Source organism: Streptomyces hundungensis, assembly GCF_003627815.1.
In the GTDB taxonomy this organism is placed as follows: domain Bacteria; phylum Actinomycetota; class Actinomycetes; order Streptomycetales; family Streptomycetaceae; genus Streptomyces; species Streptomyces hundungensis_A.
The window spans coordinates 704,152-730,654 of sequence record NZ_CP032698.1; the positions used below are offsets into that span (position 1 = coordinate 704,152).

The 26,503-nt window shown below is 70.9% G+C and carries 24 protein-coding genes; 16 read left to right on the forward strand and 8 right to left on the reverse strand.

The window, feature by feature from the left end:
* The first annotated feature begins 82 nt into the window (after positions 1 to 82).
* Both DWB77_RS03200 and DWB77_RS03205 read left to right on the forward strand, forming a co-directional pair.
* Positions 83 to 1,318: an acyl-CoA dehydrogenase family protein gene (locus DWB77_RS03200; protein WP_120719773.1), complete on the forward strand. Its 1,236-nt coding sequence runs from the start codon at positions 83 to 85 to the stop codon at positions 1,316 to 1,318.
* A 103-nt stretch (positions 1,319 to 1,421) separates the two neighbouring features.
* Positions 1,422 to 1,880: an RrF2 family transcriptional regulator gene (locus DWB77_RS03205; RefSeq protein WP_120719774.1), complete on the forward strand. Its 459-nt coding sequence runs from the start codon at positions 1,422 to 1,424 to the stop codon at positions 1,878 to 1,880.
* Between the two features lie 60 nt (positions 1,881 to 1,940).
* On the opposite strand, the gene DWB77_RS03210 is transcribed toward DWB77_RS03205, so the two are convergent.
* The 4 genes from DWB77_RS03210 to DWB77_RS03225 form a co-directional block, all read right to left on the reverse strand.
* Positions 1,941 to 3,806, reverse strand: coding sequence for an aldo/keto reductase (locus DWB77_RS03210; protein ID WP_120719775.1), 1,866 nt, complete (start codon positions 3,804 to 3,806; stop codon positions 1,941 to 1,943).
* A 210-nt stretch (positions 3,807 to 4,016) separates the two neighbouring features.
* On the reverse strand, positions 4,017 to 4,673 hold the full coding sequence (locus tag DWB77_RS03215; protein ID WP_120719776.1) for a cutinase family protein: 657 nt from the start codon (positions 4,671 to 4,673) through the stop codon (positions 4,017 to 4,019).
* Positions 4,674 to 4,868: 195 nt separating this feature from the next.
* The gene (locus tag DWB77_RS03220; RefSeq protein WP_120719777.1) at positions 4,869 to 5,648 is read right to left on the reverse strand and encodes a thioesterase II family protein; all 780 of its coding nucleotides are present in this window, start codon (positions 5,646 to 5,648) and stop codon (positions 4,869 to 4,871) included.
* Positions 5,638 to 6,327, reverse strand: a complete 690-nt coding sequence (locus DWB77_RS03225; protein WP_120719778.1) for a FadR/GntR family transcriptional regulator — start codon at positions 6,325 to 6,327, stop codon at positions 5,638 to 5,640. Before DWB77_RS03225 ends, DWB77_RS03220 begins: the two co-directional genes overlap by 11 nt.
* Positions 6,328 to 6,516: 189 nt before the next feature.
* On the opposite strand from DWB77_RS03225, the gene leuA reads away from it, so the two are divergent.
* The 13 genes from leuA to DWB77_RS03290 all read left to right on the forward strand — a co-directional run bounded on the left by leuA (position 6,517) and on the right by DWB77_RS03290 (position 21,698).
* Positions 6,517 to 8,313 carry a 2-isopropylmalate synthase gene (leuA, locus tag DWB77_RS03230; RefSeq protein WP_120719779.1) on the forward strand — a complete coding sequence of 599 codons (1,797 nt, stop codon included), beginning with the start codon at positions 6,517 to 6,519 and terminating at the stop codon, positions 8,311 to 8,313.
* Positions 8,314 to 8,563: 250 nt separating this feature from the next.
* Positions 8,564 to 9,793, forward strand: a complete 1,230-nt coding sequence (locus tag DWB77_RS03235) for an MFS transporter (RefSeq protein ID WP_120719780.1) — start codon at positions 8,564 to 8,566, stop codon at positions 9,791 to 9,793.
* Positions 9,794 to 9,979: 186 nt separating this feature from the next.
* A complete protein-coding gene (locus DWB77_RS03240; protein ID WP_120719781.1) occupies positions 9,980 to 10,348 on the forward strand; it encodes a cupin domain-containing protein in 369 nt (122 codons plus the stop codon).
* A 43-nt stretch (positions 10,349 to 10,391) separates the two neighbouring features.
* Positions 10,392 to 11,927, forward strand: a complete 1,536-nt coding sequence (locus tag DWB77_RS03245) for an amino acid adenylation domain-containing protein (RefSeq protein ID WP_120719782.1) — start codon at positions 10,392 to 10,394, stop codon at positions 11,925 to 11,927.
* Between the two features lie 76 nt (positions 11,928 to 12,003).
* The gene (locus DWB77_RS03250) at positions 12,004 to 12,435 is read left to right on the forward strand and encodes a hypothetical protein (protein WP_120719783.1); all 432 of its coding nucleotides are present in this window, start codon (positions 12,004 to 12,006) and stop codon (positions 12,433 to 12,435) included.
* A gap of 74 nt (positions 12,436 to 12,509) precedes the next feature.
* Positions 12,510 to 13,601, forward strand: coding sequence for a cytochrome P450 (locus DWB77_RS03255; protein WP_216826820.1), 1,092 nt, complete (start codon positions 12,510 to 12,512; stop codon positions 13,599 to 13,601).
* Between the two features lie 30 nt (positions 13,602 to 13,631).
* Complete coding sequence (locus DWB77_RS03260; protein WP_120719785.1) at positions 13,632 to 13,868, forward strand: acyl carrier protein; 237 nt, start codon at positions 13,632 to 13,634, stop codon at positions 13,866 to 13,868.
* A complete protein-coding gene (locus tag DWB77_RS03265; protein ID WP_120719786.1) occupies positions 13,868 to 14,608 on the forward strand; it encodes an SDR family NAD(P)-dependent oxidoreductase in 741 nt (246 codons plus the stop codon). Before DWB77_RS03260 ends, DWB77_RS03265 begins: the two co-directional genes overlap by 1 nt.
* Before the next feature lie 69 nt (positions 14,609 to 14,677).
* A complete protein-coding gene (locus DWB77_RS03270; RefSeq protein WP_120719787.1) occupies positions 14,678 to 15,499 on the forward strand; it encodes a PAS domain-containing protein in 822 nt (273 codons plus the stop codon).
* Positions 15,500 to 15,618: 119 nt separating this feature from the next.
* Positions 15,619 to 16,998: an MFS transporter gene (locus DWB77_RS03275; RefSeq protein ID WP_120719788.1), complete on the forward strand. Its 1,380-nt coding sequence runs from the start codon at positions 15,619 to 15,621 to the stop codon at positions 16,996 to 16,998.
* Positions 16,991 to 19,087 (forward strand): molybdopterin oxidoreductase family protein, encoded by a 2,097-nt coding sequence (locus tag DWB77_RS03280; RefSeq protein WP_120719789.1) that lies wholly within the window; start codon positions 16,991 to 16,993, stop codon positions 19,085 to 19,087. Before DWB77_RS03275 ends, DWB77_RS03280 begins: the two co-directional genes overlap by 8 nt.
* The gene (locus DWB77_RS03285; RefSeq protein WP_162952389.1) at positions 19,084 to 20,481 is read left to right on the forward strand and encodes an FAD-dependent oxidoreductase; all 1,398 of its coding nucleotides are present in this window, start codon (positions 19,084 to 19,086) and stop codon (positions 20,479 to 20,481) included. The genes DWB77_RS03280 and DWB77_RS03285 overlap by 4 nt, the downstream gene beginning before the upstream one ends.
* Positions 20,478 to 21,698 (forward strand): NAD(P)/FAD-dependent oxidoreductase, encoded by a 1,221-nt coding sequence (locus DWB77_RS03290; protein ID WP_120719791.1) that lies wholly within the window; start codon positions 20,478 to 20,480, stop codon positions 21,696 to 21,698. The genes DWB77_RS03285 and DWB77_RS03290 overlap by 4 nt, the downstream gene beginning before the upstream one ends.
* A gap of 59 nt (positions 21,699 to 21,757) precedes the next feature.
* Here DWB77_RS03290 and DWB77_RS03295 read toward each other — a convergent pair whose 3' ends face one another.
* The 3 genes from DWB77_RS03295 to DWB77_RS38715 are packed head-to-tail and all read right to left on the reverse strand — an operon-like array spanning position 21,758 to position 24,394.
* On the reverse strand, positions 21,758 to 23,563 hold the full coding sequence (locus tag DWB77_RS03295) for a hypothetical protein (RefSeq protein WP_162952390.1): 1,806 nt from the start codon (positions 23,561 to 23,563) through the stop codon (positions 21,758 to 21,760).
* Between the two features lie 31 nt (positions 23,564 to 23,594).
* Positions 23,595 to 24,017, reverse strand: a complete 423-nt coding sequence (locus DWB77_RS03300) for a hypothetical protein (RefSeq protein WP_120719793.1) — start codon at positions 24,015 to 24,017, stop codon at positions 23,595 to 23,597.
* A complete protein-coding gene (locus tag DWB77_RS38715) occupies positions 24,014 to 24,394 on the reverse strand; it encodes a cupin domain-containing protein (RefSeq protein ID WP_120727298.1) in 381 nt (126 codons plus the stop codon). The genes DWB77_RS03300 and DWB77_RS38715 overlap by 4 nt, the downstream gene beginning before the upstream one ends.
* Positions 24,395 to 24,548: 154 nt before the next feature.
* On the opposite strand from DWB77_RS38715, the gene DWB77_RS03310 reads away from it, so the two are divergent.
* Positions 24,549 to 25,409: a GNAT family N-acetyltransferase gene (locus DWB77_RS03310; RefSeq protein WP_120719794.1), complete on the forward strand. Its 861-nt coding sequence runs from the start codon at positions 24,549 to 24,551 to the stop codon at positions 25,407 to 25,409.
* A 60-nt stretch (positions 25,410 to 25,469) separates the two neighbouring features.
* Here DWB77_RS03310 and DWB77_RS03315 read toward each other — a convergent pair whose 3' ends face one another.
* Positions 25,470 to 26,417 carry a helix-turn-helix domain-containing protein gene (locus DWB77_RS03315; RefSeq protein ID WP_162952391.1) on the reverse strand — a complete coding sequence of 316 codons (948 nt, stop codon included), beginning with the start codon at positions 26,415 to 26,417 and terminating at the stop codon, positions 25,470 to 25,472.
* Positions 26,418 to 26,503: the final 86 nt, after the last annotated feature.

Sequence of the window (26,503 nt, forward strand, 5' to 3'; positions counted from 1 at the left end):
GGCCAAGGGATGCACGTACCTTGATCCAACCAGTGCGCGGCCCCAACACCCCACCGTCCTACCGAACTTGAGGAGCGCCGCCATGGGCGTTGCGATCGCGCCGTCCGTTACCGCTTCCGATGCCGGCCGGATCGGTCTCAGCCGTACACACTGGTCGCGCGTGGCCCGCGAGACCGCCGACGACCTGGCCACGGACGCCGTGGCGAGGGAGCAGGCGGGCAAGGCTCCTTTCGACGAGGTGGCCCGTTTGCGTGAGGCGGGGCTGTTGACGCTCCTCATACCGCGCGAGTTCGGGGGAGGCGGCGCGGACTGGTCGACGGCCTGCGGCGTCCTGCGGGAGATCTCCGCCGCCGATGGCGCGGTCGGTCAACTGCTCGCCTGTCACTACTTCCTGTCGTGGAGTGCCCGACTGTTCGCCGGACCGGCTCTGGCCGAGGAGGTCGAGCGGAAGTCCGCGGCGCAGCAGTGGTGTTGGGGTGGTGGGCTCGGCGGCCACGATCTGCCTCTCACGCTGACCAGGAAGGGCGCCGGCTATGTGCTCAACGGGCGGCAGAACTACGCCACCGGCGTCCTGGTGGCCGACCGCATCGCCGTGCGGGCGGAGCGGGCCGACACGGGCGAGACCTTCGCCGTCGTCGTCGATGCCACCTGTCTCGGCGTACGGATCGACGACGATGCCGACACCTTCGGCCAGCGGCTCGCGGCCGGCGGAAACGTGGAGTTCGATGCCGTACCGGTCGCCACCAAGGACATACTCGGCTCCCTGTCCGAGGACGAGGACGTCCTGTCGCCCCGGACCGCTCTCGCATCGCCGATCGGGCGTCTCCTCTCGGCCCAGCTCCTGCTCGGCATGGCCGAGGGGATGCTCGCCGAGGCAAGGGAGTACGGCAGGGCGGCCCACTCCCCCTGGCGCCCGGACTGGCCGATCGGGTCGCTTCAGGACCCGCACGTCCTGACCACCTACGGTGAGCTGACCGTCCTGGCCCGCTCCGCCTCCGCCCTCGCCGACCAGGCGGTCACCGGCGTTCAGGCCGGGCTGGCACGCGGCGAGGAGCTGTCCTTCGACGAGTACGCGGAGATCTCCGTCCTCGTGGCGATGGCGGAAGCCGCCGCTTCCAAGGCGGCGCAGGAGTCGACCACCCGTGCCCTGGACGTGATCGGCTCCCGCTCCGCCTCCGCGCGGCTGGGCTTCGACCGCTTCTGGCGCAATACCCGGGCCCACACGCTGTACGAGCCCGTCGCCCCCCGGCTCCGCGACGTCGGGGACTACTTCCTCAACGGCGCGCACCCCGCGTTCACACTCCCTGCCCGCCCTTGAGGACCGGGAGCCCCACGCCCGTCACACGGGAGGCGGTGTCTCCTCTGCACGGCGGCGCCCAGCGCCTTGAACGCCGAGCGGCTCCGTACGGGATACTGCGGACATGAGGATCTCAGCCAGGGCCGACTACGCGGTACGCGCCGCGTTGCAGCTCGCCGCGTCACGCGATGCCGCGCCGCTGAAGGCCGAGGCCATCGCCGAAGCCCAGAGCATCCCGCACAAGTTCCTCGAAGGCATCCTGAACGACATGCGCCGGGGCGGTCTCGTGCTCAGCCAGCGGGGCGTCAACGGCGGATACCGGCTGGCCAAGCCCGCCGAGTCCATCAGCATCGCCGACGTCATCCGCGTCGTGGACGGGCCGCTGGTGTCGGTACGCGGAGTACGCCCTCCGGAGCTGTCCTACACCGGGCCCGCCGCATCCCTGCTCCCCCTGTGGATCGCGCTGCGGGCCAATGTGCGCGAGATCCTGGACGGCGTGTCCCTCGCGGATGTCGCGTCGGCCCAACTCCCGTCCCCCGTCTCGGAGTTGGCCGACGCTCCAGGGGCGTGGACGAACCCCTGAGGCGCCGGACCGCTCACCTTCGACGCAAGCGCGGCGTGACGGACTCGGATCCCGGGGCGCTCACTCCTGAACGATCCCCTCCGCCCCGAACCGCAGGGCGCAGTCCCATGTGTCGACGTCGCTGAACAGCAACTGCACCAGTTCGATGGACCACTTCCAGTCGCAGTTCTTCACCCCGAACAGCGCGGCCAGGGTGTCCCGCAGGGGCATGCCGATGTAGCGCCGCTTCAGGCCCACCCGGGACGGGACGCGTACCGAGCCGAGGTCCTCGGCCGTGACGGGACCCCGCTGCACCAGCCACTCCTCGATGAAGGACTGGGTCACGGGCTGCCCCTTCTCCTGGGCCGCCTCCACCAGGGCGGTGCGCAGCGCGTCGGCGCCACCCCCTTCACAGAGGCCGGCCAGCCAGGTTCCGAGCTCGGGGCGGAGTTCGAACGAGGTGTCGTTCGTCTGTCCGGCGCTCTGCTGCTTGCGCCACTTGTCGATCTTCTCCATCGCGCCGTACTGCTCGTCCCCCGTGAAGTCCTCGTGGTCGGGGCCGCCGCCGAAGTTCTCCAGGTTGGCCGCTTGCGTACCGGGCGATCCGCTGCTGCTGATCATGGTGGCGTTGGAGGTGCCGTCGGGCCGGTGGAACGTGCCGGCCATGGTGTAGATGAGGCCGTTGAGGTCGTCCGGCGACGTGATGTCGAGCTCCATCTGCCGGGCCGTCCTGATGACGTCGTAGTAGTACAGGTGCGCGCCCGACTCCTTGATCGCGTTCTGCACGGTCTCGCTGAGCAGAGCGCTTTCGACGGAGTTCTCCACGACGTCGACGCCGCCGAACTCGGCGAGCAGCCCCGCGTTCGTCTCGCCCACGTTGCCGAGCCCGATCTGAGCGGCGACCCGGTCGCCCTTCAGCTCGGTGAGGACCTGCCAGGCCTGTGCGAGCACCCGCTTGTCGCCGTCGAGGTTGTGGATGACGAGGCTGTCGAAGCGCCCGTGGAACAGGGCGGCGACCCGTTCGAGGCGGGCGCGCAGCACGTCGGTCGACTCGCCGGAGCGGACGTCGAACTTGTACAGGATCTCGTAGCTGTCGCGCGGCAGACCGCTCAGCACCTCGGACACGAGCTCGGTGTTGCGGTAGCTCTCCGCCGTGTCGAAGCGCCGGTACCCCGCGTCGACGGCGCTGGTGAGCTGTTCCTTGCTGCGTCCGTCCACGCCGAAGACCAGCCACGGCTTGGCTGCCTCGGACGCGTGGGTGTCGGCCGGCATCCGGGCGATCACCGGGGAATGCTGGTGCCGGGGGCCGTCATCGGGCACGGTGGCGCGCTGGAGCGGCGCCGAACCGGCCATCGCGCGGCGGGCGTTGGCCTCCGCCGCGCGCTCGAACGTGTCCGAGGGGTCCGAGACGCGCAGGCCGTCGCCGCGGTCGGTACCGGTGACCGGCCCCTGACGCTGCTGGATGACATGGGTCAACTCGTGGGCCAGCGTGTGCTTGTCGGCGCCGTTGTCGCCGAGGACGACGTGGTCACCGCTCGTATAGGCGCGTGCTCCGACTTCGGCGGCGGACGCCTTGGCTTCGGGGCCGTCGTGGATGCGTACGCCGGTGAAGTCGGCCCCGAGGCGGGCTTCCATGTCCGTCCGGGTGTGGTCGTCCAGCGGACGACCGGGCGCGCGCAGCACATCGTGGACGGCCGAGCGCCGCTGCACCGCCACGGCCTCTGCCTGGCCATGCTGCTGCTCCCCGCAGCCGTCCGTGGGGGCGTGCTGGTCCTGGGACCAGGCGTGGCCGGACCCTCGAAGCATCTGGACCACGGCCGCGTTGCCGGCGGCGCCCTGGAGTGCGAGGAGCCGAGGGGGTATCGCACTCTCCGGAGCCGGGGCCCTGCCCGCGCCCTTGCGGGGCGTCCTGCTCTGGGGGGTCCGGGCCTGCTCGTTGGCGTGCATGGGGTCCTCTCACGGACGCGAGCCGGAACTGGGTCTGCCAGCCTATAGCTACGCCCCTAACCCGGGTAACTGCGCCTGGAATCCGGCCACTTCGTTCCCGGCCACATAGCGGTTGCGTGGGCCCCAAGCGTGAGGCCGGCCCCTTGGGGCGTGGTGAGGATTGAAGTCACCACGCGGCTGGAAGGGGTCGGCCTCCGGCGGTTCTCTCCCTTACCAGGGGTACCAAGCGCCGTTGTACCACTGCTCGTTGGAGTCGTCGGCGTGGTGGTTCATGTCGAAGTCCGGCCAGTAGTTGTTGTTGTGGTTGCCCGGGTAGGTCCAGAAGCCGGCGGACTCGTCGCAGATGTAGTCCCAGTAGCAGATGGACTTCACCGGCACGTTGCCGAAGTCCCGGTCAGCGCCCGAGAGCGGAGGGCCGATGACGCCGCCGAACGGTGCGGCACTGCCGTTGGTGCCGGGACCGCCCTGCCGCTTGGGGTCCGCGATGAGGACTGCGTTGACGTTGTCGAACGTCCTCCAGTTCTCGCTGACCCACACGTGGACCACCGCGGCACCCAGGGAGTAGCCGCCCATCTTGACGTGCTGCCACGGGCACGCGGCACGCTGTTCCCGGACCAGCCGGTTCAGCTCGCCGACGCCCTGCCGGACGCTCGGGCCGCTCGGTACCTGGCTGGCGTAGCCCACGTGCTGCTGGATGTTGCCGACGAACCGGTCGTTGTCCCACGTGCTCCACGTGCCCCCGACGACGATCGTGTACGTGCCGTCGCACGGGGCTGTGACCGCCTGTGCTGGGGATCCCTGCGCCAGTGAAAGCCCGGATGTCAGCAGGAGAGCGGCTAACGCGGCCGCGATCCTTCCTTTTCGCATGCGGTTCTCCCTGTGTAGTGGGCCTGCCCGTCTGCCGCCCGGTGCGGTGCACGGTCGGCCGAGTTCATGAACGACCGTGGCAGTGACGGATGAAATTCCACTGAAACCGCCGAGGGATCGAGACATGCCAGGCGTTGCGTCCCCGGTACGTCATGCCACGGCCGGGGGCGGGGTCGGGCTGGCGCCGCCCTGCCGTCAGGAGGCCGCTCGGGCGCACAGGGCGCGTAGGACGTCCGCCACCTCTCCGGCGCGCTCGTTGGTGAAGAAGTGGCCGCCGTGGAAGGTGTGCATCCGGAAGGTGGCAGCCGTGTGCTGTTCCCACGCCTGGACGTCGGCGGGGTCGGTGAGCGGATCCGCGTTCCCCATGAGGGCGACGACGGGGCAGGCGACGGTACCCCCGGGCTCCGGCCGGTAGCGGCCGTGGGCGGCCAGATCGCCGCGGATGACGGGCAGGAATACGCTCCGCAGGACGGGGTGGTCCAGGAGCCCGGAGTCGTCGCCCAGCGACCGGAGCAGATCGACGAGCGGCTGGTCCGGATCCTCGGTGCCGTCCCCGGGCGGGACGATGGACGGCAGGCCGAGCCGGGACGGCGCGGGGTGCCCGGAGGCCACGAGGACCAGCCGCCGCTGGTCGGCCGTCCTGCGGACGACCTCGTACGCCACGACCGCTCCCAGGCTGTGCCCGAACAGGACGACGGGCCCGCCCTCGTGCCACGCGGCGAACGCCTGGGCCAACTCGTCGGCGAGGGCGTGCACATCGGTGAAGGGCGGGCTCGAACGGCGCTCCGCCCGGCCCGGGTACTGGACGCAGGCAGGCCGCGCGGTGTCGGCGAGCCGGCCTGCGAGGCCCCGGTAGGAGCCGGCCGAGCTGCCCGAGTGCGGGAAGAACAGGAGCTGCGGGTGGCCGTCGGCGGACGCCGTGGTCGGGAAGGGGCGGATGTGCGGGGCGAACCCTGACGGTGCGTCAGATCGCATGAAGGCGTTCGAGGGTCCGCTTCAGTTCTTCGCGCAGGGTTCGCCCGGCGGACTCCGCGTCCGCGCGCGCGATGGCCTCCACCAGCAGGGTGTGGCCGTCGTCGCCGTGGTTGGGGTCCCCGGAGCGCAGGCCGAGCAGCTCCACCAGGTCGATCAGCCCCTGGCGCAGTACGGGCACGAACTCGGCGAACAGGCCGGTCAGTACGGGGTTGTGGGCCGCGGCGACCACGGCCGCGTGGAGGGCGATGTCGGCGTCGACGAACTCCGCGTCACCCGCTTCCGCTGCGTCCCTGCGGTGGGCCAGCGCCTTGTCGAGGGCGACGAGGTCATCGTCGGTGCGGCGCTGCGCGGCCATCTGCGCGGCTTCGACCTCGATGAGCATGCGCACTTCGTACACATCGGTGACGGCCGCGCGCCGCAGGCTCGTGGGCCAGTCCTCCTGGGGCTTGGTGGCGATGACGAAGACACCGGCGCCCTGACGCGGCTGCACGAGTCCCGCGCCGGCCAACGCGCGCAGGGCCTCACGCACGGTCGAGCGTCCCACGCCGAGGATCTGGGCGAGCGCGTTCTCGCCGGGAAGTTTGGTCCCGACGCTCCACTCGCCCTGCGTGATCTGCTCGCGCAGCCGCTCAGTGGCCTGCTCGACCAAGGGAGTTGGCCGCAGTGCGCCCAGTGGCATTCGACGTTCACCTTCGCTTTCACATCTCGGGTTGTCTGAGGTGTTGGATTGTGGTTACTGTACCCGGCATGTCGCTGTGCGAGCTTCTTCTTCTCGGTTGCCGCTGCGGGGCCTGAATCGACCGGCACCCCGCAGCGGGTGTCGAGACGTGCCGGTCACCAGTTGGCCGACTGAAAGTGGTTCCGTCTCATGGCTACATCCCCCACCCAGGCTTTCGCCACGCTGCGCACCCCGTCGGGGCCCGTTCCCGAGGGTGCTCCCGCGTGGAACCCCCAGCGGCCGAGCGCGATGCCGCACGAGCGGTACCGGCCCGCGCACGACCGCGTGGCGCTGCCGCTGACCGACCGGACCTGGCCGTCGCGCCGACTGGAGCGGGCCCCGCTCTGGGTGCCGGTCGATCTGCGCGACGGCAACCAGGCGCTGGCCGAGCCCATGGACACCGAGCGCAAGCGCCGGATGTTCGACCTGATGGTCACCATGGGCTACAAGGAGATCGAGGTCGGCTACCCCTCCGCCAGCCAGACCGACTTCGACTTCGTGCGCCACCTGGCCACCAGCGGCGCCGTGCCCGAGGACGTGACCATCTCCGTCTTCACCGCCGCCCGCAACGACCTGATCGACCGCACCATCGCCTCCATCGAGGGGCTCCCCCGCACCGTCGTGCACCTCTACACCGCGACCGCACCGGCCTGGCGCGACGTGGTACTCGGCCGCTCCCGCACCGAGCTGCACGGGATGATCCTGGACGCCGCCGGCTATCTGATGCGGCGCGCCGAGGAGCAGTCGGGAGCCGACATCCGGTTCGAGTTCTCCCCCGAGGTCTTCAACCTCACCGAACCGGACTTCGTCCTGGAGGTCTGCAACAGCATCACCGAGCTGTGGGACGCCTCCCCTGACCGGCCGGTGATCCACAACCTGCCGGCCACCGTGGAGATCGCCACCCCCAATGTGTACGCGGACCAGATCGAGTACATGGACCGTCACCTGGCCCGGCGCGACGCGGTGATCCTCTCCGTGCATCCCCACAACGACCGCGGCACGGGCGTCGCGTGCGCCGAACTCGCGGTGCTGGCAGGGGCGCAGCGGGTGGAGGGCTGTCTGTTCGGCAACGGCGAGCGGACCGGCAACGTCGACCTCGTCACGCTGGCCCTGAACCTGTACGCGCAGGGCGTGAACCCCATGGTCGACTTCTCCGACATCGACGCCGTGCGCGAGGTGGTGGAGCACTGCAACCGGCTGCCCATCCACCCGCGCCACCCCTATGTCGGTGAGCTCGTGCACACGGCGTTCTCCGGGACCCACCAGGACGCCATCTCCAAGGGCATGGCCCACCACACCAAGCGGGCGGCGGAGCTGGGCGTCCCGGCGAAGCAGGCGCCGTGGGAGGTCCCGTACCTGCCGATCGATCCGGGTGACATCGGGCGCACGTACGAGGAAGTCATCCGCATCAACTCGCAGTCCGGCAAGGGCGGCATCGCCCACCTGCTCCACACCCACCACGGTCTGGACCTGCCCAAGCGGATGCGTCCGGACTTCTCCGGCGCGGTGCAGCGGGCCACCGACGCGAGCGGGCAGGAGCTCTCGCACAAGGACCTGTGGGACCTGTTCCGCACGCACTACATCGCCCCGGCCCAGGACGGTCCGGTCCTGCTCAACTCGTGGAGCACCACGGAGACCGGACCCGGTGAGCACCGGTTCAGCTGTGTCCTGACCGCGAACGGCCAGGAACGGTCCTACGAGGGCACCGGAAACGGGCCGCTGTCCGCCTTCACCCAGGTCCTCACCAGCGCCGGCATCGCCGTCGACATCCTGAACTACGCCGAGCACGCCACCAGCGTGGGGCCCGGCAGCCCCGCGGTCGCGTACGCCGAGTGCCGGGTGGACGGGGAAACGTTCTGGGGCGCCGGCTGGGACACCTCCATCCTCGCGGCGTCGGTGCAGGCCGTGCTCGCCGCCGTCAACCGGGCCGGACAGGCCGGACGGTGACCGTGCTCCACGTGTCCTCGGTCCGGGTGAGCGGCGCGCCGTAACCCGGCCCGACGGCGGGTTGCCGGTGGGTGTGCCGACCCGGCGCGTCCCACCGGCAACACCCTTGACCAACACCCTTACGAGGGGCCAACTCACCTGCTCAGCAAGGGCTTTGCTGCCGCCCGGATCGCTCGTTAAGGTAACACCTCAGAGGACCTGAGGACCTGAGGTCAACCGCACCCCTACCGACGGAAATGAACGGTTCAGGATGAAAAAAGGGCAACTCGGCTTCTTGGCCGGTACGCACGTGGTCAACGACCTGTACCAGGGCGCGATCCCCGCGATGCTGCCGCTCCTGATGTCACAGCGGCACTACAGCTATGCCGCCGTCTCCGGTCTCGCGTTCGCCGCGAGCGGCGTGTCCAGTCTGTTCCAGCCGCTGTTCGGGCTGCTGTCCGACCGCAAACCACGGTCCTGGCTGGTGCCCGTCGGGTTCGCGACGGCGGCGTTCGGCGTGGTGGCCGCCGGCCTTGCCGGCAACTACCTCCTCACCTGGCTGTGTGTCGCCCTCGCGGGCATCGGCATAGCGGCCTACCACCCGCCGGCCACCAGCGAGGCCCGTGCGGCCGGCGGCTCCTCGCAGAAGGCCATGAGCGTCTTCTCCGTCGGCGGCACGGTCGGCGGCTCGCTCGCCCCCGCCCTCGTCACCCTCGTGATCGGCTCCCTGGGGTTCTCCAGCAGCTACCTCCTGGCCATCCCCGCCCTGGCCATGGTGGCGCTCTGGCTGCTGCGCGGGCCCTGGATGCGGTGGCGCGGGTACACACCGGCGGCACCGCTGGTCATCCGCGCCCCGGCCGGCACGGGCGCGCAGGACGGCGGACGCAGGGACGACTGGCGCTCCTTCACCCGCCTGGTGGTCGTCATCATCGGCTGGTCGATCCCGTTCGTCACGGTCACCTCGCTGGTGTCCCTGCACGCCCAGCGCGACCTGGGGCAGTCCGCCGGGGCAGGGGCCACCGTGCTCACCTGCTACACCGCGGCGGGAGCTGTCGGCACCCTGCTCGGCGGCTGGGTCGGTGACCGCTACGGCCGGATGGCCTCGGTCCGGATCGGCTATCTCGTGGCCCTGCCCGCCCTGTTGGGCATCGCCTGGGCTCCCGCGTTCCCCGTCCTGGTGGTGAGCACGGTGGTGTTCGGCGCCGCGATGTTCCTGCCGTTCGCCGCCCAAGTCACCCTCGCCCAGGACTACTTGCCCAACCGCCCGGGCACGGCCAGCGGACTGACCCTGGGCCTCGCCATGGCAGCGGGCGGCCTGTGCTCCCCCCTGTTCGGCTGGCTGGCCGACCGGGCCGGTCTTGGCGCGACGTTCTACGCGCTGCTCGCCGTCTTCGTGGCTCCCGTCGTCCTGGCACTGCGCCTCCCCGACCACAAGGCCGCCGGGACCGAGCACCCGGCCCCCACCTCGGCCAACGCCACGGAGTTTTCCCGGAACACCTGAGGAAACCCCCTGCCTCCCAATGTCGGCCGCCACCCTCAACTGTCCAGTATTTGAAATGGCATTGAGCACGGCCGGAAGTACCACGTACGGTCGAAACAGATTCGGGAAACGCCGCCGAATGGAACTCAAGGGCCGGCGCGCGACTTTCCCGTTCCGTCACGTCGCCATACGATCACAGGGGGACCGATGAAGATTAACTGGGACGACCACGAGGAACTGAAGGCCGAAGGAATCGCATTGGCCCGGCGGTTCGCATTCGGCCAGGAGATGTCCTGCCTCAAGGTGGTGGCCGACCAGTCCGGTGACCTGAACCTCCCGCCGCACTGGCACGAGAACGAGCAGTGGGTCGTGGTCACCGAGGGGTCCATTCGCTTCGTCTGCGAGGGCACCGAGTACGAACTCAATTCCGGTGACGTGGCCTACATCCCCGCGCGTTCGCGGCACACCGCCACCTTCGTCGGAGAAGAGGGAGCCGTGCTCCTGGAATTCTCCGCTCCTCCGCGGCTCGACCTCGCCCCCGGCTCGATCGTTCCGTCGTCGATGAAGTTCGACTGAGCCGGGCGACGGCCAGCAACTGCATCGAACGGGGGCATCGATCATGAGCAGCATGTACGGCTCGACCAACGGGGAAGCGACCATCCACGACGCGTTCGCGCGGGTGGCCCGGCAGTTCCCCGATCGCCCGGCCGTGGTCTCGGCCGCCGGCGCGACGACGTACGCGGAGTTGGCCGCCGAGGCCCGGCGCATCGCCCACCACCTGGGGGGACTCGGGATCCGGCCCGGCAGTGTCGTTCCCGTGGTGGCCCGCAGGTCTTCTGAGCTGGCCGCGGTCCTCCTGGGCATCCTGATGGCCGGCGGCGCCTACGGAATCCTCGACGTGCGGTGGCCGGCCGCCCGGATCGCCCAGTTCCTGGACACCATGGGCGCCCAGGTCGTCCTCGCGGACACCGCGGGATCCGCCGGCCTGGAACAGGCGGCCATCGGTCACCTCACCTTCAGCGAGCTGCTGGACCCGGCGGCGCCCCAGAGCGCTCCGTCCCGCCCGCTGCCCACGGTCGCACCCGACGCGTGCGCCACCGTCTTCTGGACCTCCGGAAGCACCGGTACCCCCAAGGCGGTGCTCTCCCCGCACCGGGCGACCACCCGGCTGTTCACTCCCGAGCCCTTCATGGACTTCGGCGAACGACCGGTGATGATCCATGCGGCGGCGGTGGCCTGGGACGCCTTCACCCTGGAGTTGTGGGGCATGCTGCTCACCGGCGGCACCGCGGTCGTCCACGACGGCGACCTCCTGCTGCCACCTGCGATCCGCGCCTACATCAGCGACTTCGGCGCGACCCACCTCTTCCTCACCCCGTCGCTCTTCGATGTGATCGCGGCCGGCGACATCGACTGCCTCGCCGGTCTGCGCGCGGTGCTCCTCGGCGGCGACAAGCCGTCACCCGCCAGCTGCCGCAGGCTCTTCGAGGCCCATCCCGGCATGGAGTTGTACAACGGGTACGGCCCCGTCGAGGCGTGCGTGTTCGCCAGCACTCATCGCATCACGGAGGCCGACACCGCCCAGGCGGGCGGCATTCCGGCCGGCCGGCCGGTGCCCAGCACGGATCTCCATGTCGTACGGGACGGCTCCCTCGTGCCCCCCGGCGAGACCGGTGAGATCGCCATCGGCGGCGCCGGGCTCGCTCTCGGCTATCTGAACGCCCCCGAGCAGACCGCGGCCGCCTTCACGAACGTGCTGGTCGACGGGCACGAGCGCCGGGTCTACCTGACCGGCGACCACGGCTGGATCGACGACGTCGGCCGTCTGCGTTTCGCCGGCCGCAAGGACGCCCAGCTCAAAGTCGCCGGGCACCGGATCGAGCCTGCGGAGATCGAGTCGGCGGCCCGCTCGCTGGGCAGCAGGCGGTCGGTCCTGATGCCGATCCCCGACCGCAGCGGGACCCCGCGCATCATCCTGTTCGCGGAGACCCCCGATGACTCCATGACGGAAGCGGACATGAAGGGCCGGCTGGGGAAGCTGCTGCCCGCCTACATGGTGCCCGCCAAGGTCCACTTCGTCTCCGCCATGCCGCTGCTGGAGAACACCAAGATCAACAAGCGCGAACTCTCGGCACGCTTCGGCTACGTCTCCTGAGGGCCGGCTCTCCTCCGCACCGCGCCACCCTTTCCCCTTGTCATTTGGCGGTCCCATACAGGGAAGGACTCTCGTTTTGAGTACGCAAAGCCGCACGGAAGAGAAATTTTCCTTAGCGCTGGAATCCATACAGAGCAAGCGCCGGATCGAGCGGGTCATGGAAGCGGCGAACGCTCTCCTCGACAGGTATGCGAAGGAGCAGGACCCACAAGAGCGCCTGCGCCTCGCCTTCGAACTCATTCGCCGCAATTTCACCGAAGAAGTCTCCATTTCCTTCGGTGACCTCTCCTTCACGACCGATGAGAAGGCCCCCGAAGAAGGGAGCCGCGGCACGACCCGATTCCACTGTGACATCGTCGGCGCCGAGGGGCGCTCGGGAACACTCACCGCATTTTACACAGCCCCCGGTTCCATGGGGCTCACCGATTCCGAATGGCTCGATGCGATGCGTCTGCTGGCCGGTATCAGCGGCTTGGGCGTCGGAGGGTACGTCACGTGCTCGGGGTAAGTACCGAAGAAATTCCCGCCAGGCCCTCGGAAAGCCCCGCGAATCTGCTGGCGCGGCCTTACTGGTACCGGGAGTTGCCTCCGGGAACCGATGTGCACCGGCTCGACGACGGGCTGTTCGCCGCCACCGGGAACGCCGCCGTGCACGAGGTGCTCACCCACCCCGGGATCGTGGCCGAGCACCCGCTCAAGGCCAGCGCCCGAGCCTTCGGGCCCAATGTGCTCGACGCCGACGGCCCCGCCCACCGGGCCTTTCGCGCCCTGCTCGCTCCGGTCCTGTCCGGGGGGCGGATCGCGGAGTACAAGCAGACCCTGATGCCCCGGCTCATCGACGCGCTCGTGGACGCCATCGCCGGGACCGAGACGGACGACTTCTACAACTCCTTCGCGCACAAGGTCCCTTACGGCATCGTCTGCACCATCCTCGGCATCGACCCGGCCTTGGAGGACCGCTTCCACAAGCTGACCCGCCCGCTGGCCCGGCTCCTGGACTATCCCACCGAGGAGACCGCCCAGACCCATGCCAACGTCAGCGAGCTGCTGAGGTTGATCGAGGAGCAGCGCGCGGTGGGGGCGGCCGACCCGCGGTCCCTCCTGGAGACCATCGAGCGGACCCGCGACCGCAAGGGCATCACCCTCACGGACAGCGAAGTGCGTTCGACGGCCCTGCTGTTCTTCCTGGCCGGCACCGAGACCAGCAGCGCGTTCATCACCTCGCTGGTGTACTGCATGGGGCGTTCCATCTTCGATCTGGACGAACTCCGTGACGAAGTGGCCCGGGACGAGTTCATCGAAGAGGTCCTGCGGCTGTACCCACCGGTGCAGACGATCGTGCGCTTCGCGGCCGACGACGTGACGGTCCACGGCGTCGACATCCCACGGCACTCGGCGGTGCTCGCCTCGATCGCCGGGGCCAACCGGGATCCACGGATCTTCGACCATCCCGACCGGTTCACCACCGGCAGAAGCCTGAAGGGCTCCATCCCCTTCGCGGTCGGGGCGCACGCCTGCCCGGGAGCGATGCTCGCCAAGGCGGAGTTCTCGCTGCTCGTCGAGAGGCTCGTCGAGCGCTGCTCGGAGGTGGTCGTCACCCGCGACCAACTGGCCATGGAGAGCCAGTCGTTCGCGCACCCGGCCGGTTTCTCCGTGCATTTCAGGACCAAGTAATCGCATGTCAAGCAAGAGAAAGAGGAAGCCGTGGAAGGCAAGATAGCGCTGCTCCGTGAGTGGCTCGGCGACCTGCACGAGGAGCCCGTCAGCATCCAGGGCGACACGGACCTCGTCGAGTCGGGCGTGGTGACCAGCCTCCAGTTCGTCCAGATGGTGATCGAGATCGAGCGCCTGCACGGCCGGAAGCTGGACCCGGGCGTCATCAACATCGAGTCCATGCGGACCCTCGACGCCATCAACACGACCGTGTTCCAGGCTGCCTGATGGGCTCGGACACCTCCCGTGTCGCAGTGGTCTCCGGGACCTCGTCCGGGATCGGTGCGGCGGTCGCGACGGAGTTCCTGAACCGGGACTACACCGTCGTCGGCCTGTCCCGGCGGGGAAACCCCACGCTCGCGCAGGAGAAGGGGTACGTCGACTGCGTGGCCGACCTCCGGGACGACTCAGCCGTGCGGTCGGCGCTCGACTCGGTGTCGTCCACGACGGCCGGCGGTGTGCGAGCCGTGGTGCTCAACTCCGGTGTCTCGCCCGACCCGGTCGACCTCCGCAAGCTCGACTGGCAGGTGGCGGCCGACGCGTACGAGAACAATGTGCACACCGCCCTGAGTCTCATCCAGGCGACGGCACCTCTGCTCGGGCGAGGCGGCGACGGCTCGCTCACCTTCGTCGGGGCGAGCCTGGCCAACGGCTACCAGCCCGACCGGTGGGCCTACGCGGCGAGCAAGGCCGCGATGACCGCCCTGATGCGGGCCTGCTCGGTCGAGTTCGCCGACGACGGCGTCGTGGCGAACGAGGTGCGACCGGGCCCGGTCGCAACTGCCATGACTTTGGCGGGACTTGACGGCGAGGTGAGCGATCAGGTCATCCGCGCCATCAACGAGGGCTTCGGCACGGACTGGCTCAAGGCGCCGCGCACCGTGGCCGAATGGATCGTCTCCATCGCCGAGTTCCCGTCGAACGGGCCCACGGGCCAGGTCTTCAACTACAGCCGCAAGGTGCTGTGACCGGCCCCTCCCCCGCGTTCTTCCCCTGCGAACAACCCCCTCTTCCGTCCTCCTTCGAAAGGCACAGCCATGTCCAACTACCCTTCGTCCGAGCAGCTTCTCGACCTGTTCAACTGGGCCTCGCCCGCCATGCTGGTGACGGACGCCGACGGTCTCGTCGTGCTGGCGAACAAGGCGGCCGTGGAGCTCCTCGCGGACCGGGCGAGCTCCGGCACCAAGCTCGCCGACGCCCTGGGCATCAACGGCTACACCGCTCTGCTCGCGGCCGGTGAGCCGGTGGAGAACCTGGACGCCACCTTCGTCAACCCCGACTTCGCGTCCGGCTACGCCAACGTCGGTTTCGGCGAGGTCGAGGGCAGCACCTACGGCTTCTGGGCGCTGCGCCCCGTCACCACGCACCCGACCCCCTCCTCGCAGGCCGGTGAGGGCAACTCCACCGCGCAGGCGTGGATCAGCCAGGTCGACCGGAGCAACGCGGCGTACACCCCCGTGGGCGAAGACGCCGTCAAGTTCATCCGGGCGTACTACGACAACTGCCCGGTCGCCATCCACCTCATCGAGGAGGACGGCACCGTCGCCCACGCCAACTGGAAGGACATCGCGATCGTCGGTGCCAGCGAGCAGCCGGACACCTACGTCGGTCACCACATCCGTCACATCTACGCCGACCAGGAGGTCGTGGAGGACTTCCTCGGCCGCTGGGGCGAGGACGCTCCGATCATCGACTTCCGTGCGGACTTCCTCAACAAGGGCGAGCGGGTGCCCGTGGTGATCTTCTCCACCGCCAAGGTCGAGGACAACAAGCTCAAGAACACCCGCTGCTTCGTCTTCCCGGACAGCCACCCGGACCGCAAGCGGGACAAGGTCAAGGCGCTGGACCTCAACTTCTGAGCAGCGGCACCACACCACCACCCCCTTTCGCTGTTCGCCGCGAAACCCGGGCTCCGGGCGGCCACTGGTCGCCGGGGCCCGGCCCTGCCCCGGAACCCCTGACTCATCTGGAGCACACCATGGCTGACACCACCGCCGGGCGGGGCCGCTGGCTCACCGGCTGGGATCCCGAGGACGAGGACGCCTGGGACAGGGGCGGCGACCGCATCGCCCGCCGCAACCTGATCCTCTCCGTCCTCGCCGAGCACATCGGCTTCTCGGTGTGGACCCTGTGGTCCGTGCTCGTCCTGTTCATGTCCCCCGCCATCGGCCTCGGTTTCAACCCGGGTGAGAAGTTCCTCCTGGTCGCCACCCCGACCGTCGTCGGCGCGCTGCTGCGCCTGCCGTACAGCTACGCGGTGACCCGGTTCGGCGGGCGCAACTGGACCGTGTTCGCCACCGCGATCCTGCTGGTGCCCGCGCTGCTCGCCCTGTACTTCGTGCAGCGCCCCGGCACCCCGCTGTGGGTGTTCCTGGTGATCGGCGCCACGGCCGGCGTCGGCGGCGGCAACTTCGCCTCCTCGATGACGAACATCACCGCGTTCTACCCGCAACGCCATCAGGGCTGGGCCCTCGGGCTCAACGCGGGCGGCGGCAACCTCGGCGTGGCGGCGGTCCAACTCGTCGGCCTCGCGGTCATCTCCCTCGCCGGCAACACCCACCCCTCCTATGTCGCGGCCGTCTATCTGCCGCTGATCGTGGTCGTGGCCCTGCTCGCCGCGTGGAAGATGGACAACGTCGACGCCGTACGGGCCGAACCCGGCGCCCAGCGCGAGGCGGCCCGGCACCGTGACACCTGGTGGATCTCCCTCCTGTACATCGGCACGTTCGGCTCGTTCATCGGCTACGGCTTCGCCTTCGGTCTCGTCCTACAGAACGAGTTCGGCTCCACCCCGCTCCAGGCGGTCGGCTACACCTTCCTCGGCCCGCTGCTCGGGTCCTTCTCACGCCCGCTGGGCGGCAAGCTGGCCGACCGCAAGGGCGGCGCACGGGTCTCGTTGTGGAACTTCCTCGGCATGGGCGCCGGCACCGTCGTGCTCATCGTCGCCGCGGGCCTGCACTCCTTCGCGCTGTTCATCGGGGGGTTCACCGCGCTGTTCGTGCTCAGTGGCCTCGGCAACGGGTCGACGTACAAGATGATCCCGGCGGTGTTCGCGAAGAAGGCCGAGGACGAGATCACTCGCGGCCACGACGCGAGCGGGGCCTTTGCCCGCGCCCGCCGGCTGTCGGGCGCGGTCATCGCGATCGCCGGTGCGGTCGGCGCGCTCGGCGGTGCCGCCATCAACCTCGCGTTCAAGCTGTCGTACGCGAACGGCTCCAGCTCCGGCATCCCGGCCTTCGTGGTCTTCCTCGCCTACTACGCGCTGTGCGTCGCCATCATCCGCTTCGTCTATCTGCGCCCTTCTGCCACGGGCGGCGGGCACACCACGAAGAGCGTCAAGGAAGCCAGCCATGTCTGAACTCGGCCCGCCACTGCGGGAGGTGGCGACCCACTGCCCGTACTGCGCGTTGCAGTGCGGTACGCGCCTTGCCGGTGACCGGGAGACCGGCGTGGTGGTGCGGCCCGACGATTTCCCGGTCAACCGGGGCCGGCTGTGCCAGAAGGGGTGGACCGCCCCCGCGGTCCTGTCCGCCACCGACCGGCTGACCCGGCCGCTGGTCCGCCGCCGCGACGGCCGGCTCGCCGAGGCGTCCTGGGACGTCGCGCTGGAGAGGGTGGCCGGGGAGCTGCGCCGCATCCGCGCCGAGCACGGCCCGGACGGTGTGGCGGTCTTCGGTGGCGGCGGGCTCACCAACGAGAAGGCGTATCTGCTGGGTAAGTTCGCCCGTCTCGCGCTGGGGACCAGCCAGATCGACTACAACGGCCGGTTCTGCATGTCGTCGGCGGCCGCGGCGGGCAACGCGGCGTTCGGCGTGGACCGGGGTCTGCCGTTCCCGGTCACCGACCTCCAGGGTGCGCGGACGGTACTGCTGGCGGGTGCGAACGTCGCCGAGACGATGCCGCCGCTGATGCAGCACCTCGACGGGGCCGAGCTGATCGTCATGGATCCGCGCCGGACCGCCAGCGCCCAGCGGGCGGCGCTGCACCTGCAACCCGCGCCGGGCACCGATCTGGCGCTCGCGCTCGGCCTGTTCCACATCGCCGCCGTGGACGGTCTGCTCGACCGGAACTACATCCAGGACCGCACCCGGGGCTTCGAAGCCGCGCTGCGGCGCGCGATGGACTGGTGGCCCGAGCGGGTGGAAGCCGTCACGGGCATCCCCGCGAGCGACCAGCGCGCCGCCGTACACATGCTCGCGAGGGCGGGCGGCGCCTATGTGCTGACGGGCCGCGGAGTGGAGCAGCACAGCACGGGCACCGACACGGTGGCGGGCTTCATCAACCTCGCCCTCGCCCTCGGCCTGCCGGGCCGCGCGGGCAGCGGATACGGGTGTCTGACCGGGCAGGGCAACGGTCAAGGCGGCCGCGAGCACGGGCAGAAGGCCGACCAGTTGCCCGGCTATCGGTCCATCACCGATCCGGCGGCGCGGGCCCATGTCGCCGCCGTGTGGGGCGTGGCGCCGCAAGAGCTGCCGGGTCCCGGACGCAGCGCCTATGAACTCCTGGACGCCCTGGGCGGCGACCGGGGCCCGCGGGCACTGCTGGTGTTCGGGTCGAACCCGGCCGTCTCGGCCCCGCACTCCACACGGGTGACCGAGCGGCTCGCAGCCCTCGATCTGCTGGTGGTGGCCGACTTCGTGCCGTCCGAGACGGCCCGCCTGGCCGATGTGGTGCTGCCCGTCACCCAGTGGGCCGAGGAGGAGGGCACCCTGACGAATCTGGAGGGCCGGGTGCTGCGCCGCCGCGCGCGGCTTTCGCCGCCGGGGCAGGTGCGCAGCGACCTCCAGGTCCTGCACGAACTCGCGGTACGCCTGGGCGAGCCCGCGAGCCGCTACCCCACGGTCCCGCAGGAGGTCTTCGACGAACTGCGCGCCGCCTCCCGGGGCGGCAGGGCCGACTACGCGGGTATCTCCTACGAGCGCCTCGACGCCGGGGAGAGCCTGCACTGGCCCTGCCCGGACACCCCCGACCCCCACCCGGGCACGCCCCGGCTCTTCCTCGACCGGTTCGAACACCCCGACGGCAGGGCGCGGTTCGCCGCCGTGGACCACCAGGGCCCGGCGGAGGAGCTCAACCCCCACTACCCGCTCCACGCGACGACCGGCAGGGTCCTGGCGCACTACCAGTCGGGTGCGCAGACCCGCCGCGTGGCCGAACTCAACGACGCCGTGCCGGGGCCCTTCGTCGAGATGCACCCCGACACCGCGCTCCGGTCCGGGGTGTCCGACGCGGGCCTCGCCCGGGTCATCTCCGCGCGCGGCAGCATGACGGCCCGCGTCCGGGTCGATCCGACGATGCGTCTGGACACCGTGTTCGCGCCCTTCCACTTTCCCGGCGAGGGCCGGGCCAACCTGTTCACCCATCCGGCCCTTGACCCGCACAGCGGGATGCCCTCGTTCAAGGTGTGCGCCGTGCGGGTCGAGCCCGTGTCAGGAGTCGCGCCGTGAACCGTGTCCTCGTCCTGGGCAACGGCCCGACAGCCCATCACTTCGCCGACCGGCTGCGCCAGCACGGGCACGAAGGGCCCCTCACCCTCCTGGGGACCGAACCCGGGGCCACCCACCACCAGGCGTTCCTCGACGCCCTGCTCGCCCCTGCCGACCTTCAACTGCCGCCCCCGCCCGGCCTCGACGTCCGCACCGACACCCGGGTGGTCGCCATCGACCGCGCGCAGCGCCGGGTGCGGGCGCTGGTCGGCGAGGCCGAGACCGTCTTCCCGTACGACACGCTGGTCCTCGCCCTGGAGGCGCGCCCCCTCCTCCCCCGCCTTCCCGGCATCGCCGCCCCCGACGGGCGCCTCGGCCCGGGGGTCGTCGTCCCGCGGACCGCGGCCGACCGCGAGCGGATCAGCGGCGAGAGCGCCGTCGTGCTCGGCGGCGGGCCGCAGGCCGTGGAGATTGCGAGCGCGCTGGCCGCTCGGGGTACCAGGACCACGCTGGTGTGCGAGCGCCCCCACCCCTTGGAGGAGCGCCTGGGTGAGACCTGTGCCGCCTGGCTCGCCGAGCGGCTGGAGCGGGCCGGGGTCACCGTGCTCGGCGGCCGCACCGCCGTGCGGCGCACCCCGGGCCGGCTGCACCTCGATGACGGAACCGTCCTGCCGGCCGACACCCTGGTGCTGTGTCCCAGCGTCGTGCCTGACCTTGAACTCGCCGTCGCAGCACGTCTTTTGACGGACAGTGGGATCGTTGTCGACGCCCAGCTACGCAGCAGCGACCCCCACGTCCACGCCATCGGCCCCGGCGTCGAGCACGAGGGGCGGGCGACGGAGGGCCCCGCTGCCGCTCTGGAGCAGGCCGACACCCTCGCGCGGATCCTCACCGGGCGAGGCGGTACCTACCGGGCCGCACCGCCCGTGCTCCGACTGCGCATCCGCGCGGCGGACGTGTGCCACATAGGAACGCCGGCCGACTTCGACGGCCCGGACACCCGCCTCGTCACCCTCACCGACCCGAAGGAGCGACGGTACGCCCGGCTCGCGCTGCGGGGCGAACGCGTCGTCGGCGCCGTCCTGTTCGGCCTTCCGGGGGCCATCGCCCCGATCGTCCGCAGTCACCGGCTCAGCCAACAACTCCCGTACGACCTCGTGGGATTGCTCCTGGGATGGCCGCCCAGATCCGCGTCCGACGCGGCCGAGCCCGAGGCCCGGTCGCTGGTGTGCCTCTGCAACAGCGTTACGGAGACGGCCCTGCGCCAGGCCTGGCAGGCGGGCGCCCGCACGGTCCCGGCGCTCGCCACGGCGACCCGCGTCACAACGGGGTGCGGCGGCTGCGGTGAGCGCGTACGGGAACTGTGCGCGGCATGGGCACCTGGGCGGCATACCGAACTGAAGGATGCGGCGTGACCCGGAGACTCGTCGTCGTCGGCCATGGAATGGTCGGGCATCAACTCGTGGACCGCTTGACGTCGTTGGACACCGAGGGCACCTGGCGCATCGTGGTTCTGGGTGAGGAGCGCCACCTCGCCTACGACCGTGTCTCCCTCTCCTCGTATCTGGACGGCAAGAGCAAGGACGACCTGACCATCGCCGGGCCGGTCCTCCGTCACGACGCCAGGGTGGAGGTGCGCCTCGCCTGCCCGGCAGTGTCCGTCGACCGCACGTCCCGTACGGTCACAACCGCCGACGGCGACGACATCGCGTACGACGCCCTGGTACTGGCCTGCGGCTCCCGCCCGTTCGTCCCCCCGGTCCCGGGGCACGACCTCGTGGGGTGTTTCGTCTACCGCACCTTCGACGACCTCGACGCCATTCGCGCGGCCGCCCGCGCCGGCCGGCCCGGCCTGGTGATCGGCGGTGGTCTCCTAGGCTTGGAAGCGGCCAACGCCCTGCGTCTGCTGGGGATGCATCCGCACATCGTGGAGACGGCGCCGCATTTGATGTCGGCCCAGCTCGACCCGGGCGCGGCGCGCGTGCTCCACCAGCAGGCCACCGAGCTCGGTCTCCGGCTGCACTGCTCGACCGCGACCGCGTCGATCGAGGCCCGCCCCGACGGCACGGTGCGCGCGGTGCGGCTCTCCGACGGAACCGTTGTGGAGACGGAGCTGGTGGTCTTCGCCGCCGGGATCCGCCCCCGCGACGAGCTGGCCGTATCGGCGGGTCTGGCACTCGGGGAGCGCGGCGGCATCGCGGTCGACGACCGGTGCCGTACGCGGGACGGGCGCGTCTGGGCGATCGGTGAATGCGCCGCCGTCGAGGGGCGCTGCCACGGTCTGGTCGCCCCGGGCTACCGCATGGCGGACAACGTGGCGCGTCAGCTGATGGGCCAGGACACCGAGCCCTTCGACGGTTCGGACACCGCCACCACGCTGAAACTCCTCGGTGTGAACGTCGCCTCCTTCGGCGCCACCCGCCCTGCGGATGGCCAGGCCCTCGAAGTCGTCTTCGCCCAGGGCAGCACCCGGTACGCCAAGTTCTTCCTGCGGCGGGACAGCGGAGCGCTCCTCGGTGGAATGGTCGCCGGAGGCACCGCCTCCCCGCTCGCCCTCGCGTCCTTCCTCGGCCGACGACCGCCCGCGGACCTGGAACAGCTCCTCGCTCCCGACCTCCCCTTCCTTCCATGACGGCCCTTTCGAGACTCGAAACACCGCTCTGAAGGAGTCTGCGTTGAAGGCGACCGGATTCAGGGGCGGGTCCCGGTTGCGGAATCCGTCGTGGGCGGGTCGAGCAGCCAGGTCACCGGCCGTGCCGGGTCCGGGTCGTAGTGGCAGCACGCGCCCGTGTGGACGGTGTCGCGCAGCAGCCGGGCGAGGGCGGCGTCGTGCTGCTGGATGCGGTCGAGGGCGGCGGCGATGGCCTTGCGGACCGCGACCCGGGCCCGCTCCTCCGTCGAGCTGAATCGGCGGCGCCGTCCGCCCAGGCCGGTGGCCGCGCGTACTTCGGCGAGCAGCGCCTCGCGTTCGAGCCGTAGCCGGTCGAGCCCGGCCTCGTCGTTCCAGGACCCGGCCGTGTCCAGCTCGGCGTCGATCTCGCGCAGCCGTTGGCGGTAGGCCGCCAGCGCCTGCCTGTCGATGACCGCGCCGGTTTCGGAGTCGGCGACGACGGTCCCCGCATGGCCCGGCGCCGCGGCGGACAGGGCGAGCGCGCTCCTTTCGACGCCGGGGTTGCGGAGCAGTTCACGTACGTAGTGCAGCCCTTTGAGGTCGGGCAGCCCGACCGTGGCGTCGCCCGTGCCGACGACCCAGCCGCGGTTGCCGTCCTGGTGCAGGTGCACGGTGAGCGGGCGGGCCGTCGCGCTCGGTGGCCGGGCGGCGACGAGCCGCTCCTGCCACCAGGTGGCACCGATGCGCTGATAGGAGGTGGCCGCGCGATGACGCCAAGCCGTCGCACCGGGGTGGCCGAGTGCCTGCCCGGCGCGGTGGAGGTAGTCGTCGACGACGCCGTGGAACGTGACCGCGCCCGCGTTGAGCACGGCGCGCCCGGCGAAGGGTTCGAGCAGGCGGACGCCGTCGCTGAGGATGTCGTCGACGTGCAGCTCGGCCGCGACGCCGACGAGCGAGGTCACGGTGAGCAGAAAGTCGACGTCGCGTGCCACGGTGTCGAGCCCGGCGCCGGCGAGCTGGTTCAGGAGCCCCAGCGCACGGTCGGGTTCTTCGGCGGCCAGCCAGAGGCGTGCGGCCTCCGCCGACACCGAGGGCACCCCCTCGGCGGCGCCGAAAGCGGCGAACGCGGCGGCCTCCTCCCGCAGCGAGGTGATGTCGCCCGCGCGCAGCGCCCGGGCGGCGGCCAGGCTGTGCGTGACCGCCTCCACGTCGGGTTCGGCCGTCCTCCGACCCAGCTCGTCGGTGACGGCGATGAGGCGGTCGACTGCCTCGATGTCGCCGGTGACCAGGGCGTGCATGGCCCGGCGTGACGCGGCGAAGAAGGCGTCACGCGGGGCGCCGGACTCCTCGGCGAGCAGGTCGAGCGCGCGCAGTTGGCGCTGTACCGACACCACGTCGAGGCATTCCCACGCGGTGGTCAGGCGCCACAGGTGGGCGGTGGACCGCTGCCCGGGATCCGTGAGATGGGCCGCGGCGTCGGCCAGGCGTGCCGACAGGGCCAGCCGTTCGGTGAAGTCGTCGGGCCCCCAGTGAGCCACCAGCGCCGCGTCGAGGGCCTCGGCGACGACCTCGGGTTCGCCGAGGCCGTCGGCGAGGGCGACCGCCTCGCGTGCGAAGGTCACCGCCCGCTGGGCGTCGCCGCCGTAGACCCAGGCCCGCGCGAGCGCGGCGGCGAGCCGGCAGCGGCTGACCGGCGTGACCGCCGCGGCGTAGGCCTCGTGGATCAGGGCCGGTACGTGGCCCGGGTGGGTGCCGAAGCGCTGGCTCGACGGCAGATCGAGTGCCGCCGCCGCCATGAGGTCGGCGTCGCCGGTGTCACGGGCTCGGTAGTAGGCCTCCAGCAGTGCCGCTCGGGCGGCGGCGACCCGCTGGGCCGCTGAATCCATGATCAGATCATACTGCGGTGGGGGTTCGCGGTCAGGGCCTGAGCAGCCGCACGGTCCGTCCGTGTTCGGCGACGCGGGCCCGGTCCCAGTCGCCGGTGCAGTACACCGACAGCTGCGAGATCGACCCGTCGGACACATCGGCTCGGAACAGCTCCCGGCAGTACCAGGACTCGCCGTCCTGCTCCCACTGCTCCTCGACCTCCAGGACGAACCCCGTCGTCGTGGCGTCGAACCGGGACCGGGGCACCCGGCTGGGGCCGGGGTGACCGGCCAGCCGCAGGGCCACGGCCTCCTCGATGCCCTGCGCTTGCAGACGCCATTGCGGCATCGTGAAGTCGATGAACGTGTCCGGCGTGAACAGGCCCCGCGGCGCGGCGCCGGTCTCCAGGAAGGTGATGAACGTGTCGGCCAGCTCGTGTGCCGTGGTTTCGGCGGTGGCTTGCACGGTGCTCATGACGCACCTCCGGCCTGGCTCATGTTGGCGGCCACGACCTCCATCGTCCGCCGGAGTTCCGCGGTCGGGCTGAATTCGACGGTTTCGGTCCCGGCGGTGACGACGGGTATGTGTCCGGGCGGCGCGTAGTAGACGTCGCCGGCCTGGTAGCTCTCGTCGTGGTCGCGGTAGTGCAGCACCAGGCGGCCGGAGATCACCATGCCCCAGTGCGGGCACGGGCACCGGTCGTCGGGCAGTCCGCGGAAGGCCGGCGTGCCGTCGGCGTCCTCGGGGAAGGTCTCGAAGGAGACCGTGTAGTCGTCGAGTTCGGCGTACCGGCCCTTGATGACCGGGGTGTCGACGAGGAGCGGGGCCTCGTCCTTGCGTGTGCGCGGCATGATGGCCTCCAGTGTCGTTTCGATGCCGTCACCCATGAGGCGTGAGCTTTCCCCGTCACAAGGTGACGTCACGACGCCGGACCGCGCTTGAGGGCCCCCCGGTCAGCCGGTTAATCGGTTGCGGGCGACCGGGACGGGGTGTGGGATCCCGACCATGACGATGGTGCTGAGTACGCCGACGGCCGACGGGGTGCGCGAGGCGGTTGCGGCGCTGCGGCAGTGGCAGCACGACGAGGCGCCGATGCAGCTGCATCCCGGGGACATCTGCTGGAACTACCGCTTGGGAACGGCCGAGACGGCCGCGGCGGTCAGGACGTGGAGCCGGGACGGACGGATCCTCGCGGTCGGGCTGCTGGATTCGCCGACCGTGGTGCGGATGACGGTCGCGCCCGACGCCTTCCGGGACGAGGCCCTGGCGCGGCGGCTCGTCGAGGACCTCTCGCTGCCTGAGCGCGGCGTGCTGCCGGACGGCGCGGTGTCCATCGAGGCGCCGCAAGGCCTGCTGCTCCACGACCTGTTGACCGTGGAAGGGTGGGGCTTCGACGAGCCGTCGCTCATCCGCGACCTCACCGATCCGGTGGAGGACCCCGGCGTGCGGATCGAGGCGATCGGCCTGGAGCAGGCGCGGGACTTCGCGGACGTCCTGCGCTCCGCGTTCAACACCGCGAGGCCCACTGGCGCGTACCGGCACGCGATGGCCGCGGCGCCGTTCTCCGCCGACGCCCGATGTCTGGGTGCCTACGACGACCGGGGCAGCCCCGTGGCGGTGGTGACGGTCTGGTCGGCGGGGCCGGGGAAGCCGGGCCTCGTCGAGCCGATGGGCGTCCACGCGGACCACCGCGGCCGCGGCCATGGCCGGGCGATCACCGTCGCCGGGGCGGCCGCGCTGCGGGAGTTGGGCTCGTCGAGCGTGCGGGTGTGCACACCGAGCTCGAACGCCGGCGGCGTCGCCACGTACGCGGCGGCCGGGTTCGCGGCGCGGCCGGAGATCGCCGACCGGATCCGGAAGGCGTGACGCCGGTAGGGACCCCCGCTGCGAGGGCACGAGGTCGACCCGCCCGAAACGTCCGGCGCCTCATATCCAGCCCCGGCGCACCGCGATCACCCCCGCCTGGAAGCGGTTCGCCGCGTTCAGGTCCTCGTGGAGACGGCTGATGCGGCGCCGCATCGTCCGTACCGACCAGCCCAACTGGCGGGCGATCGCTTCGTCCTTGAGGCCGCTGACGAGGAGGGTGTGCATCTGGCGGTCCTCCTCGCTGAGCGGGTCGTCGGCCGGGGCGTCCAGGGGGGTGGCCGTCCGCCAGCACAGTTCCCAGTAGTCGATCAGGCCGTCCAGGAGGGCGCAGGGGCGGATGACGGCGGCCCGTACCTCCGTCGTGAAGTCGAGGGTGAGCGGCAGCAGGGCCAGGCGCCGGTCGGCGATGGCCAGCTTGACGCGCAGGCCTGGAAGGACGCGGGCCTGCTCGCCACGGGACACCACCTCCCTTATGTCGCCCAGGACTCCGGGCCACTCCAGGGCCTCCGGGGCGTACACGGCGCGGTAGCGGACGCCCCGCGTGAGGGCGGTCGACTCGACTGGGTTGGAGGTGGTGAGGGCGTACGGCGGACTGTCGAGCGTGATGACTTCCTCGTGGGCCTCCTGCTGGAGCTGTACGAACCAGCGGCCCAACGCCTCGCCGCCGCTGATGACTTCGATCTGTTCGGCGCCGCCGCGCTGAGCCGCGGTGAACAGCAGGGAGAGCTCGCCGGCGGCCGCCCGTACGGCGTCGAGGTCTTCGACGCGGGAGCGCACCAGGGATTCGAGGGCCGCTCCGGGCACAATGGCCGCGTAGCGGCGGCGCGTTCCGGACAACCGGCCCACCAGGCCGTTCTCGCGCAGCCGGTCAAGGGCGCGGGCGACGCGCTCGGGCGAGCAGGAAAGGTCCTCGGCGAGTTCGGCGGGCGAGGCGGTGTGGCGGACGAGGATCGCCCGGTAGACGCTCTCGTCGAAGGGCTCGATTCCGGCCGCGGTCAGCTGGGACATGCCCTGGATCTTGGCCCCTAGGTGCCAGGGGCAGCAATGGGCCAGGCGAAAACGTTGTCTGGACCACTGGATTCCGATTACTTGGT